Raw genomic sequence first — 18,519 nt, forward strand, 5'->3', positions numbered from 1 at the left:
TATTGCCCATTACTTTTGTCTTCTCAAAGGTGAGAAAAGGCTTTGTAAAAGCAAAGCCAAAATTCAAGGTTTATATTTTGGCACAAAAATTGCTTTCTATATAGACAAAGGGAGCCAGAGTAGGATGGTTCATTACAAGGAGGAATAACTATGGAAATGAATATCGTCTTAGAAAGATTGAAAAGTGAAATGAAACCAAGTATGGGATGTACGGAACCCGTTGCCATTGGCTTGGCAGTTTCTAGAACCTGTGAACTCTTATCAAAGCCCGCTACCCATTTGGATATGACAATTAGCTCGAATATTTTTAAAAACGCATATAGCGTTCAAATTCCAAATACAGGAACCAATGGTATTGAGCTTTCTTGTGCATTGGGACACCTGTTAAGTAAACAAGGCAATACTATGGAAATTTTTGCTGAAATTCATCCTGAACAGGTGGAAGAGGCAAAAAAATTAGTAAACCAAGGATTTGTTTCTGTTACAGTACTTCCCAGCAGTGAATTTTTTATTGAGTGTGTAGCAACAAATGAAGAGGAAAAAGGACGTACCATAACAGAAAATGCCCACGAGAATATGATTTTGGCAGAGATCAATGGCCAAATAGTTGTAGACAAACGTACGCTTAACGTTTTAGGAGAAAGGGAATATACTTTTGATATAACAAAATATACCTTTAAAGATTTTTATGATTGGGCAAATATCGTGGATGTGGCAGATTTGGCTTTCATTAAGGAAGGTATTGATATGAACCTTGCCATAGCAGATTTGGGTATGAAAAAGAAGTATGCCATTGGCGTTGGGGCAACCTTAAAAAAACTAGCGGATAGCGGGAAAATTTCCAATGATATGATTACGGATATTAAGCAGTTAGCTGCAGCAGCCAGTGATTTTCGCATGAGCGGCGGCAATGGATCGGTTATGACGTTTTTAGGTAGTGGTAACCAAGGTATTGAGACCATGGTGCCTATGGCAGTATTTGCAAAGCATATGGATATTCCCGAAGAGAAGCTTTTGCGAGGGGAATTTTTGGGTATGTTGATAATTATGTATATGAAGCATCATATTGGGCGCTTATCCCCTATTTGTGGTGCCACTTTGGCAGGGGCTGGTGGTGCAGCTGGTATGGTTTATATGATGGATGGTAATATAAATCAAATTAGTGGTGCTGTTCAGAACATGATGGGTGGGGTAGCTGGTATGTTCTGTGACGGGGCCAAAGGCGGATGTTCTTTGAAGCTTTCCATATGTGCAGGGGAGGCGGTTTACTCTGCGTTGTTTGCCTTAGACGACAGCATCATTCAAGCGACAGATGGTATCATCAGCAAACAAGCGGAAGAAACCACAAAAAGCTTGGCAAAACTTTCCCATGAAGGATTGGCCCATGTGGATATGAAGGTTATTGAAATTATGCAATCAAAAAGTTAAAGTGTATAGTCGCTATAAGGTTAAACTAGGCTCTTCACTGAACTTGCGGCGTGTGTTTATGGAAATAACGAAGTTGTCATCTCTAAGGCGAGGAATACTCTTTTCAAATACCAGATTTTGGGGTTTTAACTAAGGGTAACAGGTGTAGTTTAGGGCTATGTATTGTATTGGGAAAAAAGAAAACCTTCCATTGATAAAAACCAAGTCATTCGGGCGAAGAAAAAGAGAATTCATGGTTCCTATTACTAAGGAGACCAAAAGAAAAAAACATATCATATATAGGAAAATGTAACGCATGAGAGCATTCCCTTCAAAAGAACCTCTTACTTTAGTAAAGTGGTTCTTTATATCTTAAAAAACTCTTACATTTCATGAAAAACGTTGCTGTGGAGTCTTGTGACTGGTAAAATATTACAGGTAATATTTTACAAATTTCAAGTTAGTGATGTGCCCTTTTGTTTTTAGCAGGATCGTTTTGGCCGTTACTGATTACAAGGGAAAGTCTCATGGGAGTAATTTTAAAGGGGGAAAAAAGATGACGAGGGAAGAAATCACGGAGGCGTATGGTGTGGAATTGAACGCCGTTGAGCGTTTCCGCAAGCTAGGACTGATTGCGCCAAAACGAACAGAAGATGGGGCGTTAGTATATTCAGATACCGACGGGGAGATGCTCCGTAGGCTATGGCTTTTGGAGGAAATGGGTTTTTCGGAAAATGATTTCAGTCAGCTTAAAAGTGGAGAGAAAACCTTAGAGTCCTTGATAAGAAGGCAGTATAGCCGCTTAGAGGAAGATTGCTTGGGAAGGGAAATCTGCAACCAAATCCTTGCTGAAGGGGCAAATTTGGAGAATTTTGATGCAAAGAAGTTTCTAGATCAGATGGGCTCCCATGCACCTGAGGGTATTTTTTCTTTTAACACAAGCTTTCGCAATCAAGTTTATCACCCGTGGCGTAGATTCTTTGCCAGAACTTCTGATGCTTGTATATATGGTTTCATTTGGAATCTATTTCTTGCCTACGTTTGCCATGTAAACATACTGGTTGAAGGTTTACTGTTGGATGTAGTGGGGACCGTAGTAATCTTGGCTATGGTGCTTTTGACAGAACCTTTGTTGTTGGGGCGTTTCGGCACGACCCTCGGAAAATGGATTTTTGGATTAAGGATAGAAAAGGCTGACGGAACTCTCCTTTCTTATGCAGAGGGACTGCGGCGTACATGGGGTGTTATTGGCAAAGGTGAAGGTTATTATATTCCTATTTATAATTTAGTACGTTTGTATAAGAGTTACAAGCTATGTAAGGCAGAAGAAGTTCAGCCTTGGGATGAAGACCTTGTGTACACGATAAAGGATACGAAATGGTACCGAGGGGTAGGCTTTATTACCTTGTCTCTAATTTATATATTTATCCATACGGTACTTGTGCTGGGTCAGCTGTTGCCCCCAAACCGTGGAGATATTACCCTAGAGCAATTTGCGGAAAACTATAACTATTTCTGCAAATATATTGATGCCAACGAAGGTTGGTACATGAATGAAAAAGGACAGATGGTAGAGCAGAATGTAGAACTATCTTCGTTCGAGAGTGCTATTGAACTTTTGGAGGGGGGACGTCCGAACTTTAAATATGAAATAGAGGATGGGTATTTAAAAGGTGTTTCTTTCGTATATGAGGTGGAGAATCAGGAACATTATACCCAAGTGGAAAGCGAAGAGCAAATGCTGATTGCCTATGCGTTTGGCTGTACAGATGAAGAAGTAGGGCTATTGTGGGACGCAGAATATATTTTAGATAGGATGCAATTGGACGATGATTTCGATTTTAACTTTGGCAATACTAGGTATTTTTGCCTGGTGGAGCAGGAGGGCTATGAAGGCAATGAGGATGACTCTGTGCTGTTCCCATCTGAGTATGCCGAAAGAGCGTACTACAAAATGACGTTTTCTGTTACAAAGGAGGATTAAGTGTTCCTGCAAAGTATAGGTGACTTACTCTCGGTGAGAAGTAATAGTTTTCAGTGAAAAGTAATATGTAAACTTTTCTTTATACTTGTTTTACATAAATACGTTATATTGCTTTGATAGAGAGAAATAAAGAAAAACTGTTTTCGTAGATTTACCCGAAAACAGTTTTTCTTTTATGTGCTTTTATTCAACACCTAAGCCCATCTGTTCTTGCAACCCGTTTGCTACCTTATCTTTTTCTTGAATGAAATGCCCTGTGGAAGGGATTTTTTTAGCTCGGTAATATTCAATATTTTCTGAAGAGAAATCCTCAGGTTTGAACACTGTGGAAACAGTGCTGTTTTTCTTTAAAGTATAAACTTGAACACCTGCTGCACTTCTTGATGCATTTATGGGGATCATTTCTGTGTTTAACAAGGTAGCCTTGTCATTGTTTCGCATCAAAACAAAGTCAGTTTCCGAGTCTAGTTTTTCCATATAAACCAGCTTAGAACGGGAGGAATAAGCATTCACCAATTTCCGTCGGTTCATTTTGGTTGCATAAGCCGAAAGTTGAACTTTTGAGACTTTGCCGTTTTCAAAGAAGAAAACCATGAAGCCTGAATAATCCGCAGTGGCAGTCATGTATAGAATTTTCTCATCCACTTCCATGCCGAGAAGGTTGGGCAAATAATCACCTAAAATACTGGCTTTTGTATCGGGAATATCATGTGCTTTCATTTTATAAACATTATATTGGTCGGAGAAAAATAGGATGTCTGTACGGTTGGTGGTTTCCAGCTCGTCAACAATTCTGTCCTCATCTTTCAGCTTTTGTTCTCCTGAGGAACGCAAAGAGGATAGAGGGATTTTTTTGAAATAATTCTCTTCAGTAAGGAAAAGACGTACGCCGTAATCTTCTATGAGGTCATCCTTTGTAATGGTAACAACCTCTTCCTCTTGAACGATTTCCGTTTTTCTAGGCTTTCCGAATTTTTTCTGCACATATTTTAGTTGCTTGCAGATAATATTTCGAATTTTTGTGTTGCTTTTCAAGGTATCTTTTAGTTCTTTGATTTCTTCTTCCAAAGTTTTCAGCTCTTCAATACGTTTTAAAATATACTCTTTATTGATATTCCTAAGCTTGATTTCAGCAATATACTCCGACTGTATTTGGTCAATTTCAAACCCACTCATTAAATTTGGTACAACCATGCTTTCCTGCTCAGTGTTTCGGATAATAGAAATTGCTTTGTCTATATCCATAAGAATTTTGGAAAGACCTTGCAACAAATGGAATTTTTCTTCTTTTTTATGCACATCATAAGCAAGCTGGCGGTGGATAGAGTCAACTCGAAAATCTACCCAATGCTTTAAAATATCACCAACGCCCAAGGTCATTGGTTTGCCGTGAATGAGGACGTTAAAGTTACAGCTAAAGCTGTCGAGAAGGGGGGTGAGGCTAAAAAGCTTGTGCATCAAAAGCTCAGGATCGGTGTTGCGTTTGATGTCTAAAGTGATTTTTAAGCCGTTTAAGTCCGTTTCGTCTCTAACGTCGGTAATATCCCTAATTTTACCGCTTTTCACCAAAACCAATATTTTATCAATGATACTTTCGATATTTGTGGTATAGGGGATTTCATAAACTTCGATACAACTATTTTTCTTATCAAATCGATATTTAGCCCGTAGTTTAAAGCTACCACGGCCTGTTTTATAAATCCTTTCCAAATCTTTGCGGTTGTATATCAACTGGCCACCCGTAGAAAAATCTGGGGCGGGGAGGTGATCGCAAAGGTTAATGGAGTCGTCCTTGATGTATTGTATGGTTGCCTCACAAAGCTCAGTCAAATTAAAGCTGCAAATGGAGCTTGCCATACCAACAGCGATACCCAAGTTTGGATTCGCCAAAATATTGGGGAAGGTAGTGGGTAAAAGGGTTGGTTCCTTCATCGTGCCGTCATAATTATCGACAAAATCCACTGTGTTTTTTTCAATATTCCCGAAAAGCTCGTTGCAAATAGTTCCCAATTTCACCTCAGTATAACGGGGTGCTGCATAAGCCATATCTTTAGAGTACTGCTTACCAAAGTTACCTTTGGAATCCACAAAAGGAACCAACAGGGCACCGTTTCCCTCGGTTAAACGAACCAGAGTTTCGTATATTGCCCCGTCACCATGGGGATTAAGCTTCATGGTTTGACCTACCACGTTGGAGGATTTTGTCCTGTCCCCTTTGAGCAAGTTCATAAGGTACATGGTATACAGAAGCTTCCTATGGGAAGGCTTAAAGCCGTCAATTTCAGGTATTGCACGGGAAACAATAACACTCATAGCATAGGGCATATAGTTGATTTCCAAAGTTTGGGTAATGACCTGCTCATGAATGTGGTTTTCTTTGGCCTCAGTAGTTGTATTTTTCTTTTTTGCCATGTTGGTACACCGTCTTTCTTTAACTTATGTCTGTAAAATCCAGATATTTGTAGCCTTCTTCGGCAATAAATTCTTTTCTGCCTGCTAAATTTTCCCCCAACAAAAGCTCGAATGTTTGCTGAGTAAGCTCGGCATCGTCGGGAGTCACCAAAATCAACCGTCTTGATGCAGGGTTCATGGTGGTTTCCCACATCATTTCAGGCTGGTTCTCACCAAGCCCCTTAGAACGGTTGATTTTCACTTTGCCTTTAAGTTTTCCAATAATCTCTGCTTTTTCACCTTCAGAGTAAGCAAAGTAGGTTTGCTTTCCGTTGCTAATCTCATACAGAGGTGACTCGGCAATATAAACTTTTTTCTCATGAATCAAGGTAGGAACCAATCGATAGAGCATGGTTAAAAGTAGGGTACGAATCTGAAAACCGTCCACATCGGCATCGGTGCAAAGAATAATCTTGCTCCAACGCAACTGGCTTAAATCGAAAGAGTTTAAGTCGGAGGTATGCTTCGATTTGATTTCAACGCCACAGCCCAAAACTTTCAAAAGGTCGGTGATGATGTCGTTGGCAAAAATTTTGTTATAATCTGCCTTCAGGCAATTTAAAATTTTACCTCGAATGGGAATGATTGCCTGAAATTCTGCATCTCTGCCAAGTTTACAAGCACCCAGAGCGGAATCGCCCTCAACGATGTAAATTTCCCGTCGATTTGTATCTTTGGTACGGCAGTTCACGAATTTTTCCACACGGTTGTTCATATCCAAAGTGCCTGTCAGCTTTTTACGGATAGAAATACGGGTTTTTTCCGCCGTTTCACGGCTACGCTTATTTGCCAAAATCTGAGCTGAAATCTTGTCGCCATCCATTTTATTTTCAATAAAATAAATTTCCAATTGTTCACGGAAAAAGTCAGTCATCGCATCTTGTATGAATTTATTAGTGATGGATCGTTTTGTTTGGTTTTCGTAGCTTGTAACGGTAGAGAAGGAGTTGATGACTAAAATCAAACTGTCTTCAATATCGGTAAAGGTTATTTTCTTTTCGTCTTTTTTATATAGATTATTGGTCTTTAAATATTTATCTATAGCAAAAACAAAGGCGTTTTTCACTGCCTTATCAGGGGATCCGCCATACTCCAAAAAGCTGGAGTTATGGTAATATTCCAAAGCATTCACCTGATTGTTAAAGCAAAAAGCCGCCTCGAATTTAAGCTTATATTCGGGCTTGTCCTCACGATCTCGGCCCTTTGTTTCTGTTTGAACATAATACACATCGGTAAGATTGTTTTTTCCGGAAAGCTCTACCAGATAATCTTTAATCCCATTTTCGTAACAATAGAAAAATTTCTCGCCACTTTCTTCATCAAATAATTCAAAGGTCAAGCCTGCATTTACCACGGCTTGTTTTTTCAAAATATCTTGAAAATAAGAAAGGGGAATATTAATATCGGTAAATACATCTCGGTCGGGACGCCACTTAATCTGCGATCCAGTAGGATGCTTTTCCGCAGGCTCTTTTAAAAGACCCCCGACATTTTCTCCCTTTTCAAAGTGGAGACTGTAACAAGTATTATCACGATAAATGATTGCATCCATATATTCTGAGGCGTACTGGGTTGCACAGGTACCGAGGCCGTTTAAGCCCAAGCTAAACTCGTAGTTTTCCCCTGTATTATTTTGATACTTGCCCCCTGCGTAAAGCTCGCAGAAAACCAATTCCCAGTTAAACCGACCCTCATTGTTGTTATAATCCACGGGGATACCACGCCCGTAATCTTTTACCATAATGGAATGGTCAATGTAGCGAACGACTTCGATTTTTTTTCCGTAGCCTTCTCGTGCCTCATCTATAGAGTTAGATAGAATTTCAAATACTGCGTGCTCACAGCCATCGAGGCCATCGGAACCAAAAATAACCCCTGGGCGAAGTCGCACACGATCTGCACCTTTTAGAGAGGTGATACTCTCATTTGTATAGTTCGAATTTTGTTTAGATTTCATAAAACACCTGCTTTTTTTGTTATCTGATCCCATATATATAAGAAGGAAGTAAAATACTCCCAATATATATTAATTTACATTAGTTTGGTTTTGGTGTCAAGGCGGTCAGAAAACCCTTATGGAAAATTATTTACAAAAATCTTGATTTTTTATGCAAAGGTTGGTATAATTAATGGGCTAAATTGTTGTTGCGAAGAAGCAATCAAACAAAATAGTAATTTTGTGTTTCAGGGATAGCCAGAAATGCAAAATTTATCCGGAGACGTATCGAAGTGGTCATAACGAGAACGACTCGAAATCGTTTGACGGTTAACCCCGTCCGTGGGTTCGAATCCCACCGTCTCCGCTAAGATAGATTGGCAAATTAGAGATGAAATTTGCCGATTTTTTCTTAATTTGAACCTATATAGATAATGATAAATGGTTTAAGCACGATGGCTTATTTATGCTATCGTGCTTTTCCTATTGGGTTGAAAAGTCTTTTTTACTGGTTTTTTTCATGCTATAATCTACTAAAAAACATTAGAAATTTACGCCTTATATTTTTGAGGCATTCTAAACTTATAATTGAAGATATACTTCTTACAGAGAAGGGATAAGGAAGAGGAATGGATAATAGGGCTTATGCTTGCATTCAATGAAAAAAGCCACATGAATGTGGGCCATAAAATATATGTTTATGTTGTGAAAAAGAAGGGGGTGGGTGGTATTAATAAGAGATATAAAACAAATGAAGTAGCTAAAATCATTGGCATACATCCAAATACTGTAAGAATGTATGAGGATTTGGGGTTAATTTCGAAACCCATGCGAAAAGAAAATGGATACCGTAATTTTACAAATTTACATATTCAGCAACTTAAATTGGCTCGTACTGCCTTTCAGATAGAGGTTTTGCAAAATGGACTACGAAAAAAAGCAGTTTCCATTGTAAAGCTGTCGGCTCAATGTGAATTTGATAAAGCAATTAAGTATACAGAAGAATATATTTTAGCTGTTGAAAAGGAGATATCAAATGCCAATGAGGCAGTGGAAATTGCCAAAGAGTTGTTACAAGGCAGCACCCAAGGTAATAGCCATAGCTTAAAGCGGAAGGAAGTTTCGGATTTATTGGAAATCACCATGGACACCCTCCGTAATTGGGAAATGAACGGTCTATTAAAAGTAAAGCGTAAAGAAAATGGGTATCGTATGTATTCTGATGAAGATATCAGGAAACTGAAAATTATTCGATCTTTGAAGTGTGCGAATTATTCTCTTTCCGCAATTCTTCGTATGATGAATGAGGTTGATAAGGATTTGGAAGTGGATATTAGCGCAGTGTTGAATACGCCGCATCAAAACGAAGACATTATTTCGGTTTGCGATAGGTTGATTGTATCTTTAGGAAGTGCAAGAGAAAACGGGATTGGAATGAAATCAATCCTTTTTAATATGAAAAATAAATATGCAAACCCTCTACTTTAACACCAGACTTTTGTTTGGTGTTATTCTTCTTTTATCACAAAAAGGAGGAAGAAAAAATGGACTATGTTATCAAAGTAGAAAATCTAAAAAAATCCTATGGGAAGCAAATAGCCGTAGATAACCTTAGCTTTTCCGTTGAGAAAGGCACGGTATTTGGGTTGCTTGGGGCCAATGGTGCGGGCAAAAGCACCACTATTGAGTGCATCATTGGAACAAAACCCCTAGACAATGGAAGGGTATGTATTTTGGGTGTGAATCTCGTAAAAAGAAGAAAAGAATTGTTCGAAAAGGTTGGCGTTCAGTTTCAGGAGGCAAATTATCAGGAAAATATACGTGTAGGGGAGCTGTGTCAGGTTACTGCATCCCTTTATAAAAAACCTGCTGACTTCAATGCTTTGCTAAACAAATTTGGCATAGGGCACAAAAGTAACGCTTTGGTAAAGGAGCTTTCTGGTGGGCAAAGACAAAGACTATTTATCATCCTTGCCTTAATACCAAACCCAGAGGTGGTTTTTCTTGACGAGTTAACTACAGGTTTGGATGCAAGGGCAAGAAGAGAGGTGTGGCATATTTTAAAAGAGTTAAAAGATAAAGGGCTAACGATGCTCCTAACCTCTCACTTTATGGATGAAGTTGAAGTCCTTTGCGACACTATTTGTATTTTGAAGAAAGGCAAAGTGGTTTTCAGAGGAACCGTTCAAGAAGCCGTTGAAGACAGCCCTTACGAAAAATTGGAGGATGCATATCTTTGGTATACAGATGAGGAGGAGAAAGATAATGAAAACTTTTAACACAATGCTAAAAACAGAGCTTAAGTTATCCCTTCGTGGTATGGATATGGTTATTTTCGCCGTCTGTATGCCTATTGTTGTTCTAGTTGTCCTTGGCATTATTTATGGTGACAAACCTGCTTTTGATGGTGCAAGATACACCTTTTTGGAGCAGTCCTTTGGGGCCATTGCCACAATTGCCATTTGTGCTGGAGGTGTAATGGGTTTGCCTTTGGTAGTTTCCGACTATCGCAGCAAGCAAATTCTAAAAAGATTGAAAGTTACCCCGGTAAAACCTTGGGTAATTTTACTGGTTCAAGTTACAATTTACGGAATTTATTCCATTATGTCCTTGATTTCCCTATTTATTGTTGCCAATACATTTTTTGATTTTCGTATGCAGGGGAGTATGTTTCAATTTATACTGGGGTGGTTACTGGTGATGCTTTCTTTATTTTCCATCGGCATGATGGTGGGCGGAATTGCGAAAAATACGAAAGATGCTGGTGTTATCGCTAGCATATTGTACTTCCCCATGTTAATATTTTCAGGTGCCACCGTACCCTACGAAGCCATGCCAAAGGTGTTGCAAAAAGTAGTGGATGTACTACCCCTAACCCAAGGAATCAAGATATTGAAATCTGCTACACTGGGTCTGCCTTTGGAGAATGTTATGCTTCCCATTGCTATTTTGACCATACTAGCTGTTGTTTGTACGGGGGTAACGATTCGATTTTTTAAATGGGAATAATGGGAGATGAGAAGATGATTTTTGTTTTAACCCGACACAGACCCTCTAAGCAATAGAGGGTCTGTAGATGGTTATCTGTGGAACTACGTATACTACGAATAACCAATGGATTTCAGGATTCATCTGTTGCCATAGAATACAGCTTCTAAGATGAGAAGGTTCAGAAAAAGGGTGGAAAGGAGTGTATCTTTTTCTACCCTTTGTATCATTAAGGTGGTTAACAATAGAATTCTAAAATAAAGTGGCTAACTTTTTTATACCCTGTTCAATCTCTTCTATTGTCATGTTTCCATATCCAAAGATTAAAGAATGATCATACTGTGACTGTGTTTCTAATAACAAATAGTGTTGATTTACTGGGGCAATCTCAATGCCATTTTCTTTGATTTTACCAATCATGGCCTTATCAAAATAAACACCATCAAAGGAAGCCACTAAGTGTAACCCTGTTTCAGCACCAGTGATTTGAACCCTTTTTCCAAAGGAATCCTTTAGGCAATTGACCAAGTGGTTTCGTTTTTTCACATACAGTTTCCGCATTTTTCTGATATGTTGCTCAAAGTGCCCTGCTTTTAAGAATTCGGCTAAAGTCAATTGCTCAAGAATAGGAGAATGCAAGTCAGCCACAAATTTAATTCTTTTCATTTTTTTGCAAAGGGCAGTAGGAAGAACCATATAACCAATACGCAAAGCTGGCATCAGTGTTTTTGAAAATGTCCCAACGTAGATTACTCTTTCTGGGTCTAGATATTGCATGGATTGTATGGGACTGCCATCAAATCGAAACTCACTGTCATAATCGTCTTCAACGATATAAGAACCATGGCGTTGTGCGTACTTTATCAATTCAATTCTTCGACCAGCTGGGAGAACAACACCCGTGGGGAATTGATGGCTTGGAGTTGTGAAAATCAGCTTTGGAGGAAAATTAGGTAGTTCAGACGTTACCATTCCTTGGCTATCTACATTTATTGGAGACATTTTTATTCCATTGGCACCTAGTGTATGCAAAATACCATGGCTCAAAGGGTTTTCTACTAAAGCATAATCCGTTTTCGAAAATAATTGGGACAATAGACTAAAAGATTGGGCTGCGCCATTTGTAATCATGATATTTTCTGGGAATGCATGGGCACCTCTTGCCCGATTCAAGTATAAAGAAATCTGTGTTCTCAACTCATAATCACCAAAAGAGTCTTGGTAATCCAGTTGGGATGGTGTTATATCAAAGGCGATTCTATGATATGTTTGTGCCCACTTTTTCATAGGAATTGCCGCTAAATCTGGTATGCCTGTGCGAAAGGAGATGATATCCTTCGACGTGTTTTTTTTTGGAGGGGTTAATTTTCTTGGAGTGGTTCCATCGACTCGTTTAAGTTGAAGCCCCGTACAGATAAAAGTACCAGAGCCTTTTTTTGTATAGGCATATCCCTCAGCGATAAGCTGTTCAAAACTTTCTACTACAACGTTTCTTGCTACATTTAAATCTTTTGAGAGTTCCCTGGTAGAGGGGAGTTTTTCACCTGGTTTGATTGTTCCCAAAAGCACAGCTTCTTTCAATGCGTGATAAATTTGATGTGAAAGAGAACTGCTTGATTTTCTATTAATACCTATGTATATCATATCCGGTACCTCCCTTAGAGTGGTTCTATAAAAATATAGTGAATGTGGAACTTAAAAGAACCAATTTCTAGTGATAGAATTATATCACAAGATAGAATCAGTGTAAATTTAAGGAGGACGATATGATCAAAATACACCCAAATATGAAGGAGTACTATGAAGGTACAGTGTTTGGTATCCTTGCTATGAAGATTACTGGTGAGCAGCGGGAAGAAGCGTTTCAAAAGAAAATTGAGGAGGAATTGCAGAGCATACGAAAAGCCCATTCAGAGTATGAAAGAAAGGCTTTCTGTGAAACAAACGAAGTCGTAAAGCCCTATGTCCAGTATTATAAAAAGTTTAAGAAGACGTATCACGTTCTACCTCAATTAGAATCCATACTAAGAGGAAAGGATTTTCCCCATACAACACCGCTCATACAAGCCTTGTTCTTAGCGGAGTTGAAGACATCATTATTGATTGCTGGTCATGATTTGAAAAAGTGCCCTTTGCCTCTGACGATACAGATGTGCCAAGGGGGAGAAACTTTTTTTGGCTCAGGAAATCGAAGGGTGGAACTAAAACCAAATGATATTTGCCTAAAGGATGAGAAGGACTTTCATTTAAGTATTATCTATGGTCAAGATGAAAGGAGCCGTATCACTCCCAAAACTGGGGAGGTCCTTTTTTTAATTGACGGCGTGCCAGGTTTGAGGGAAACATACGTGGAAGAGGGTCTTCAAACACTATACAATTATGTGAAGGTTTTTGCACCCGACTCCATATTGTTAGAAATGAGAACCTTCAGCGTATCCCCAAAGGCTGGTGAAAAGCCATGAGTACCTATGATTTTTTTATTACATCCCTGATCATTGTCCTAATTCCGGGGGCAGGCGTACTATATACCATTTCCGTTGGAGTATCTAAGGGCAAAAAAGCAAGCATATTAGCTACCATAGGTTGTACATTGGGTATCATTCCCCATCTGTTTATGAGCATTGTTTTATCATCCTTTATTTTAAACATGAGTCAGGGAATTTTTACTGCAATTAAAATAGTAGGAGCATTATATTTTCTGTATCTTGGCGCAGGAATGATACGTTCAGAGGTACAATTAGATTTGGAAAATTCCCAAGGGGAGGATAGTTCCAGTTCCATCGTTAGGCGAGGGGTGCTGATAAGCTTACTAAACCCCAAAATAACCTTATTCTTCTTTTCTTTTTTGCCCCAATATGTAAGTTCTACGGAAGATGCCTTTGTGTTTCAAAGTTTCCTTTTGGGGGGAATATTTATAATCCTAACTCTTGTGGTTTTCATCGGATATGGTATATTGGCAGGTGCAATGAAATGGTTACTCATTTCTCCTGGGAGATTCTCTATACTGCAAAAAACATTTGGAGTTGCCTTTGTTATTTTCGCCTTTAAACTTGCCTTAAGCCCCTTATCGTTCTAAGGTATTTTGGAAATTTTCAAGTATACAAAACGATTCTCAAAAAAAGATGTCATGGGTAATACCTACAACATCTTTTTTTGGGCATTCATTATTATTTTAGGTAAAAATAGGAGAATCAAGGGTTCCACGGAATGAAATCTTGCTTTGTAATTTTAAAAGTAACATTTTTCTATTTCCCATCATAAAAATTCATTTAAATCGTTTACTGGTGGCATACAACTATGATTAGCGCAAACATAGTAGGTGGTTTTATCATGCATTATCTTGTGCTCATCAGTAGGGCTGTTGATTACCTTGATGATACTATCGGGGGATACAACAAAAGGCAATTCTTTGATGTCCCCTTGGTTTTTTGGCACGACGGTAATCATCTGTCCAGGCTCAAAATACTCGAAAAGAGCAGTCAAATACATAGAAAATCCAGTGGGATAAGGCTCTGCCTCGCCATACATAAAGTCCAACTGTTCCTTTAGGATTGCGTCCAGTTCTCCATCAGAAGTAAGCTGTGATATCCTTACCAGATTGTAAGCCATCACAGAATTGCCGCTGGGCATTGCTCCGTCATAGCTTTCCTTTGGGCGCATGATTAACGTTTCATTATCCTTACCATATAGATAGAAACCTCCCTCGGTTTCATCATAAAAGTCAGAGATGGCTTTCTTCAATAGTTTCCTAGCCTTTTCAAGGTAATTGCCATCAAGGGTTGCATCATATAACGCCAAAAGGGCGAAGGTATTATTTGCATAATCATCTAAGAAAGCATTTTGACTTCGTTTGCCATCACGATAACTAACGGATAGAACTCCATTTTGACTTAATTTTTCCTCAATAAACTGCTGTGCTTTTTTGGCGGCATTTAGGTATTCATCTTTTTTGCTGATGCGATATAACCAGCACATAGCAGCAATCATGAGAGAGTTCCATGAAGTGAGTATCTTGTCGTCTAAGTGAAGCTTGTTCCTTTTTAAGCGATACTCATAAATTTCCGCTAGGTACGAGTCAAACTCATTTGAAATACTAGGGGTATGCAAAAGGTTAGGAATACTTTTTCCCTCAAAGTTACCCTTATCCGTAATGGAATAGTATTGGTTGAAGGCATTGCCTGTTTTCATTCCAAGAAGAGAAATTATTTCCGAAGGTTTAAAAACATAATATTTTCCTTCCTCGCCGTCGCTGTCAGCATCTTGCGCACTGTAAAATCCGCCTTCTTCTGAGGTCATTTCACGAAGAATATACTTTGCTGTTTTTTCGGCAACTTCACGGTAAAAAGGATTTTTGGTTATCCAATATGTTTTGCAATAAGTGAGGATTAATAAAGCGTTATCATAAAGCATTTTTTCAAAGTGAGGAACTAAGAAATATTGATCTGTTGAATACCTGCTAAAACCATACCCAATATGATCAAATATTCCACCTTTATACAATTGTGTTAGGGTGTGTTCTACCATTTCTAAAGAGTGCTTGTCTCCACTTTTTTCGTGATGCTTTAGAAGAAATAGCAAATTATGAGGGGCTGGGAACTTTGGCGCTTGTCCAAATCCTCCGAACTTTTTATCATAACTTTGTTTATATTGTTCTGCTGCTGATTGAATTAGATTCAAATCGGTTTCAGCCTGAGAACTGCTTTTTCTATTTAAAGCAGTCACAATAGCCTCGGCGGAGTGAAGTAACTCATGGCGATTTCTGATCCATTTGTCATGAATTACAGTCAGTAGCTCTTTAAAGCCCATCATGCCATATCTTGTTTCCTTGGGAAAGTATGTGCCAGCAAAAAAAGGCTTTTGCTCAGGAGTCATAAAAATACTTGTTGGCCACCCGCCTCTTCCTGTAAAAGCCTGACAAACAGACATATAGATACTATCAATATCTGGTCGTTCTTCCTTATCCACTTTAATGGAAATGAAATTTTTATTTAGAATTTCCGCAACTTCTTTGTCCTCAAAGCTTTCATGGGCCATAACATGGCACCAGTGGCAGGTGCTGTAGCCGATGCTTAAAAAGACTGGCTTATCCTCAGCTTTGGCTTGTTGAAAGGCCTCTTCACACCAAGGATACCAATTCACAGGATTTTCCATGTGTTGTAAGAGATAGGGACTGGTTTCGTTTTTTAAATGATTGCTCATGTAAATCACCTCGTTTTTGTATCTTCAGAATTCAGTATATCTATCTAGAGCATATTATTTCGCTGCTTAATAATACTATTCATATGATGACATATAATCTTTTGTTTGCAGGTTACCAAGCTTCCCCATGACATAAGTTTTTCGATAACAGTGCAAATGTGTGCCCAGTTACGTTGCTTATTGCTATGATACAACAAAGTTGTTTCCAGTTCTAGCAAAAAATAAGAAGAAGTTTTTGCTTTTTCAAGCTGAAAAACTCCATAGAGATAAATTAGGAATAGAGAATTTCTAGAAAACCAACTGTCCCAAGGGCAAAAGCTAGGTAAAGGAGATGAATTGTGGGGGGATGTTACTGTTTTCAGTGATATTCTTAACACTTTAGGGTATATTCGGGTTCAAGCGTAGGTTTATCTGGACGCAAAGAATAATTTTGAGTACAATAAGGACGTAACGGTTTGGAGTAAGCCTCCTCTTCTTTGGGGAGGATGTAGCATATTTACGATGGGTTAACAAGGCAAAGGTATATACATATAGCCATTTGTGTATAGATAAACTGTTCGTAATAATTAAGTACAAATTTAGGGATGAGATTAAGATGAAAAAAATTTCTATCATAGCAGATACCCATGGTTTATTGCGAGATCAGGTAAAGGATGAATTAGCATCCTCTGACATCATTATTCATGGTGGGGACATGAATACGGCTGTCCTTGTGAAACAGCTATATTGTTCGGGGCAATAACGACAAGGAGTGGGCAGCCTATTTACCGGAAATTTTAAGAATAACCATAGAAGGTGTACGTTTTTTGATTGTTCATAATAAGAAGGATATCCCAAAAGACTTAACAGATATTGATGTGGTGGTATATGGTCATTCCCATAAATTTGAGTCGAAAATGTTAGATGGCATACTTTTTTTGAACCCTGGAAGTTGCGGCAAACGCCGCTTTGATTTGGAAATCAGCATGTGTCGCATGATAGTGGATGGGGGTAGGTATCACCACGAAAAAGTAGTTATCATTCCTTCTGGTTTGTGATTCATGGGCAAGCCATTCATTTATTAAACTGCCGATGAAATGGTATTGGATTATTCAACCTATGAAATATGACTGCGGGTTAGGAAAAGTAATGATTGCTTGAATATAAAGAAAAAGAGGCAAAGAAATGAGAATGATAATATCGCCAGCAAAGAAGATGAATATCGATAACGGTACCTTAGCTTATCAAGAGTTACCACAATTTATACAGGAAGCAGAAATTATAAAAACTTGCTTGCAAGGAAAATCTCATGGGGAGTTACAAACCCTATGGAAATGTAGTGATGGGATTGCAAAGCTAAATATAACTCGTTTGAAAGAAATGGATTTGGGGAAAAACTTATCTCCAGCAATTTTATCCTACGAGGGGATACAATATCAATATATGGCCCCTGGGGTATTTGAGGAAGAAGAGTTAGCCTTTCTGCAAGAACATCTAAGAATTCTTTCTGGTTTTTATGGTATACTCCGCCCCTTGGATGGCATTGTTCCTTATCGCTTGGAAATGCAGGCTAAGCTTTCCATAGGAGATAAAAAGCATTTATATGCTTTTTGGAATGATAGGCTGGCAAAGCAGTTGTCAATGGAAACAGATTTCATTCTGAACTTGGCTTCCAAAGAGTATAGCAAGGCAATAACCCCTCATTTGGCGAAAGATACTCAAGTTTTCACCTGTACCTTTGGAGAGGAAAAAGAGGGGAAGGTAGTTGAAAAGGGAACAATGTGCAAAATGGCACGAGGGGAAATGGTTCGTTATTTGGTGGAAAATAAAATTACATATTTAGATGGAATAAAAAAATTCAATCGCCTTGGCTATACTTATTCAGTGGAACATTCTGCGGAAAACAAACTTATTTTTATCAAAGGAGGCAAATAATATGTTAGAAGCAAATACAAAGGCACCTGAGTTTACCCTTCAGGATAAAAATGGAGATTCTGTTTCATTGTCAGATTTTCGAGGGAAAAAAGTAGCTCTTTATTTTTATCCAAGGGATAATACACCTGGCTGTACCCGTCAGGCTTGTGCTTTTGCAAAAAACTATGATGCTTTACAAAAAGAGGATGTTGTAGTAATCGGCATTAGCAAAGACAGTGTGGCATCCCATGAAAAGTTTGCCCAAAAGCATTAGTTACCCTTTATTTTATTGTCTGATCCAGATTTGATTGCCATTCAGGCTTATGATGTATGGAAAGAGAAGAAGCTCTATGGAAAAGTGGGGATGGGTGTCGTTCGTGCTACTTACATTATAGACGAGCAGGGGATGATAGAAAAGGTAATGCCCAAGGTAAAACCTGATACAAATGCTTCGGAAATTTTGGAATATTTGCAAAGTAATTAATAATAGGAAAAAGACACTGCATATTTTACTCAACATTGTTGAAAAGCAGTGTTTTTTATTTAATCTAAGGAGGCAAAAGCTGTTACGAATAAGGTTAGCTATTTAACCTAAGTGAAATAGGATTCGTGCATAGAATACCGCTAGATTAGTGGAAAATCCTTGGAAATGTTAGGGGAA

General features: G+C 38.5%; 14 protein-coding genes, 1 tRNA gene and 1 pseudogene. 12 read left to right on the forward strand and 4 right to left on the reverse strand.

Annotation, left to right across the window (positions count from 1 at the left end):
* Nucleotides 1-150 precede the first annotated feature (150 nt).
* Nucleotides 151-1,428, forward strand: a complete 1,278-nt coding sequence (locus RBQ60_RS05635) for an L-cysteine desulfidase family protein (RefSeq protein WP_307885601.1) — start codon at nucleotides 151-153, stop codon at nucleotides 1,426-1,428.
* A 535-nt stretch (nucleotides 1,429-1,963) separates the two neighbouring features.
* A complete protein-coding gene (locus tag RBQ60_RS05640; protein WP_307885602.1) occupies nucleotides 1,964-3,391 on the forward strand; it encodes an RDD family protein in 1,428 nt (475 codons plus the stop codon).
* 183 nt (nucleotides 3,392-3,574) lie between these two features.
* Here the strand turns inward: RBQ60_RS05640 and RBQ60_RS05645 are convergent, their stop codons facing one another.
* Nucleotides 3,575-5,803 carry a DNA gyrase/topoisomerase IV subunit A gene (locus RBQ60_RS05645; RefSeq protein ID WP_307885603.1) on the reverse strand — a complete coding sequence of 743 codons (2,229 nt, stop codon included), beginning with the start codon at nucleotides 5,801-5,803 and terminating at the stop codon, nucleotides 3,575-3,577.
* Nucleotides 5,804-5,822: 19 nt separating this feature from the next.
* A complete protein-coding gene (locus RBQ60_RS05650) occupies nucleotides 5,823-7,799 on the reverse strand; it encodes a DNA gyrase/topoisomerase IV subunit B (protein ID WP_307885604.1) in 1,977 nt (658 codons plus the stop codon).
* Nucleotides 7,800-8,057: 258 nt separating this feature from the next.
* Between RBQ60_RS05650 and RBQ60_RS05655 the strand changes: the two genes are divergently transcribed.
* From RBQ60_RS05655 to RBQ60_RS05670, 4 genes are all read left to right on the forward strand, one after another.
* Nucleotides 8,058-8,145: transfer RNA gene (locus RBQ60_RS05655), tRNA-Ser, on the forward strand.
* A gap of 278 nt (nucleotides 8,146-8,423) precedes the next feature.
* Entirely contained in the window at nucleotides 8,424-9,266 is an 843-nt protein-coding gene (locus tag RBQ60_RS05660) for a MerR family transcriptional regulator (RefSeq protein ID WP_307885605.1), read from the forward strand.
* A 56-nt stretch (nucleotides 9,267-9,322) separates the two neighbouring features.
* Nucleotides 9,323-10,057, forward strand: a complete 735-nt coding sequence (locus tag RBQ60_RS05665; protein ID WP_307885606.1) for an ABC transporter ATP-binding protein — start codon at nucleotides 9,323-9,325, stop codon at nucleotides 10,055-10,057.
* On the forward strand, nucleotides 10,044-10,787 hold the full coding sequence (locus RBQ60_RS05670) for an ABC transporter permease (protein ID WP_307885607.1): 744 nt from the start codon (nucleotides 10,044-10,046) through the stop codon (nucleotides 10,785-10,787). Before RBQ60_RS05665 ends, RBQ60_RS05670 begins: the two co-directional genes overlap by 14 nt.
* 231 nt (nucleotides 10,788-11,018) lie before the next feature.
* Here the strand turns inward: RBQ60_RS05670 and pdxR are convergent, their stop codons facing one another.
* The gene (gene pdxR, locus RBQ60_RS05675) at nucleotides 11,019-12,410 is read right to left on the reverse strand and encodes a MocR-like pyridoxine biosynthesis transcription factor PdxR (protein ID WP_307885608.1); all 1,392 of its coding nucleotides are present in this window, start codon (nucleotides 12,408-12,410) and stop codon (nucleotides 11,019-11,021) included.
* Between the two features lie 122 nt (nucleotides 12,411-12,532).
* On the opposite strand from pdxR, the gene RBQ60_RS05680 reads away from it, so the two are divergent.
* Both RBQ60_RS05680 and RBQ60_RS05685 read left to right on the forward strand, forming a co-directional pair.
* A complete protein-coding gene (locus tag RBQ60_RS05680; protein WP_307885609.1) occupies nucleotides 12,533-13,228 on the forward strand; it encodes a hypothetical protein in 696 nt (231 codons plus the stop codon).
* Nucleotides 13,225-13,842 carry a LysE family translocator gene (locus RBQ60_RS05685; protein ID WP_307885610.1) on the forward strand — a complete coding sequence of 206 codons (618 nt, stop codon included), beginning with the start codon at nucleotides 13,225-13,227 and terminating at the stop codon, nucleotides 13,840-13,842. Before RBQ60_RS05680 ends, RBQ60_RS05685 begins: the two co-directional genes overlap by 4 nt.
* Nucleotides 13,843-14,021: 179 nt before the next feature.
* Here RBQ60_RS05685 and RBQ60_RS05690 read toward each other — a convergent pair whose 3' ends face one another.
* The gene (locus tag RBQ60_RS05690) at nucleotides 14,022-15,965 is read right to left on the reverse strand and encodes a thioredoxin domain-containing protein (protein WP_307885611.1); all 1,944 of its coding nucleotides are present in this window, start codon (nucleotides 15,963-15,965) and stop codon (nucleotides 14,022-14,024) included.
* Between the two features lie 595 nt (nucleotides 15,966-16,560).
* Here RBQ60_RS05690 and RBQ60_RS05695 point away from each other — a divergent pair.
* The 4 genes and pseudogenes from RBQ60_RS05695 to bcp all read left to right on the forward strand — a co-directional run bounded on the left by RBQ60_RS05695 (nucleotide 16,561) and on the right by bcp (nucleotide 18,342).
* Nucleotides 16,561-16,707, forward strand: a complete 147-nt coding sequence (locus RBQ60_RS05695) for a hypothetical protein (RefSeq protein WP_307885612.1) — start codon at nucleotides 16,561-16,563, stop codon at nucleotides 16,705-16,707.
* Between the two features lie 31 nt (nucleotides 16,708-16,738).
* The gene (locus tag RBQ60_RS05700) at nucleotides 16,739-17,002 is read left to right on the forward strand and encodes a metallophosphoesterase family protein (RefSeq protein ID WP_307885980.1); all 264 of its coding nucleotides are present in this window, start codon (nucleotides 16,739-16,741) and stop codon (nucleotides 17,000-17,002) included.
* Between the two features lie 127 nt (nucleotides 17,003-17,129).
* Nucleotides 17,130-17,879 carry a peroxide stress protein YaaA gene (gene yaaA, locus RBQ60_RS05705; protein WP_307885613.1) on the forward strand — a complete coding sequence of 250 codons (750 nt, stop codon included), beginning with the start codon at nucleotides 17,130-17,132 and terminating at the stop codon, nucleotides 17,877-17,879.
* Nucleotide 17,880: 1 nt separating this feature from the next.
* Nucleotides 17,881-18,342 (forward strand): annotated as a pseudogene (gene bcp, locus RBQ60_RS05710) (thioredoxin-dependent thiol peroxidase).
* Nucleotides 18,343-18,519 lie beyond the last annotated feature (177 nt).

Source organism: Anaerotignum sp. MB30-C6, assembly GCF_030908465.1.
In the GTDB taxonomy this organism is placed as follows: domain Bacteria; phylum Bacillota; class Clostridia; order Lachnospirales; family Anaerotignaceae; genus Chakrabartyella.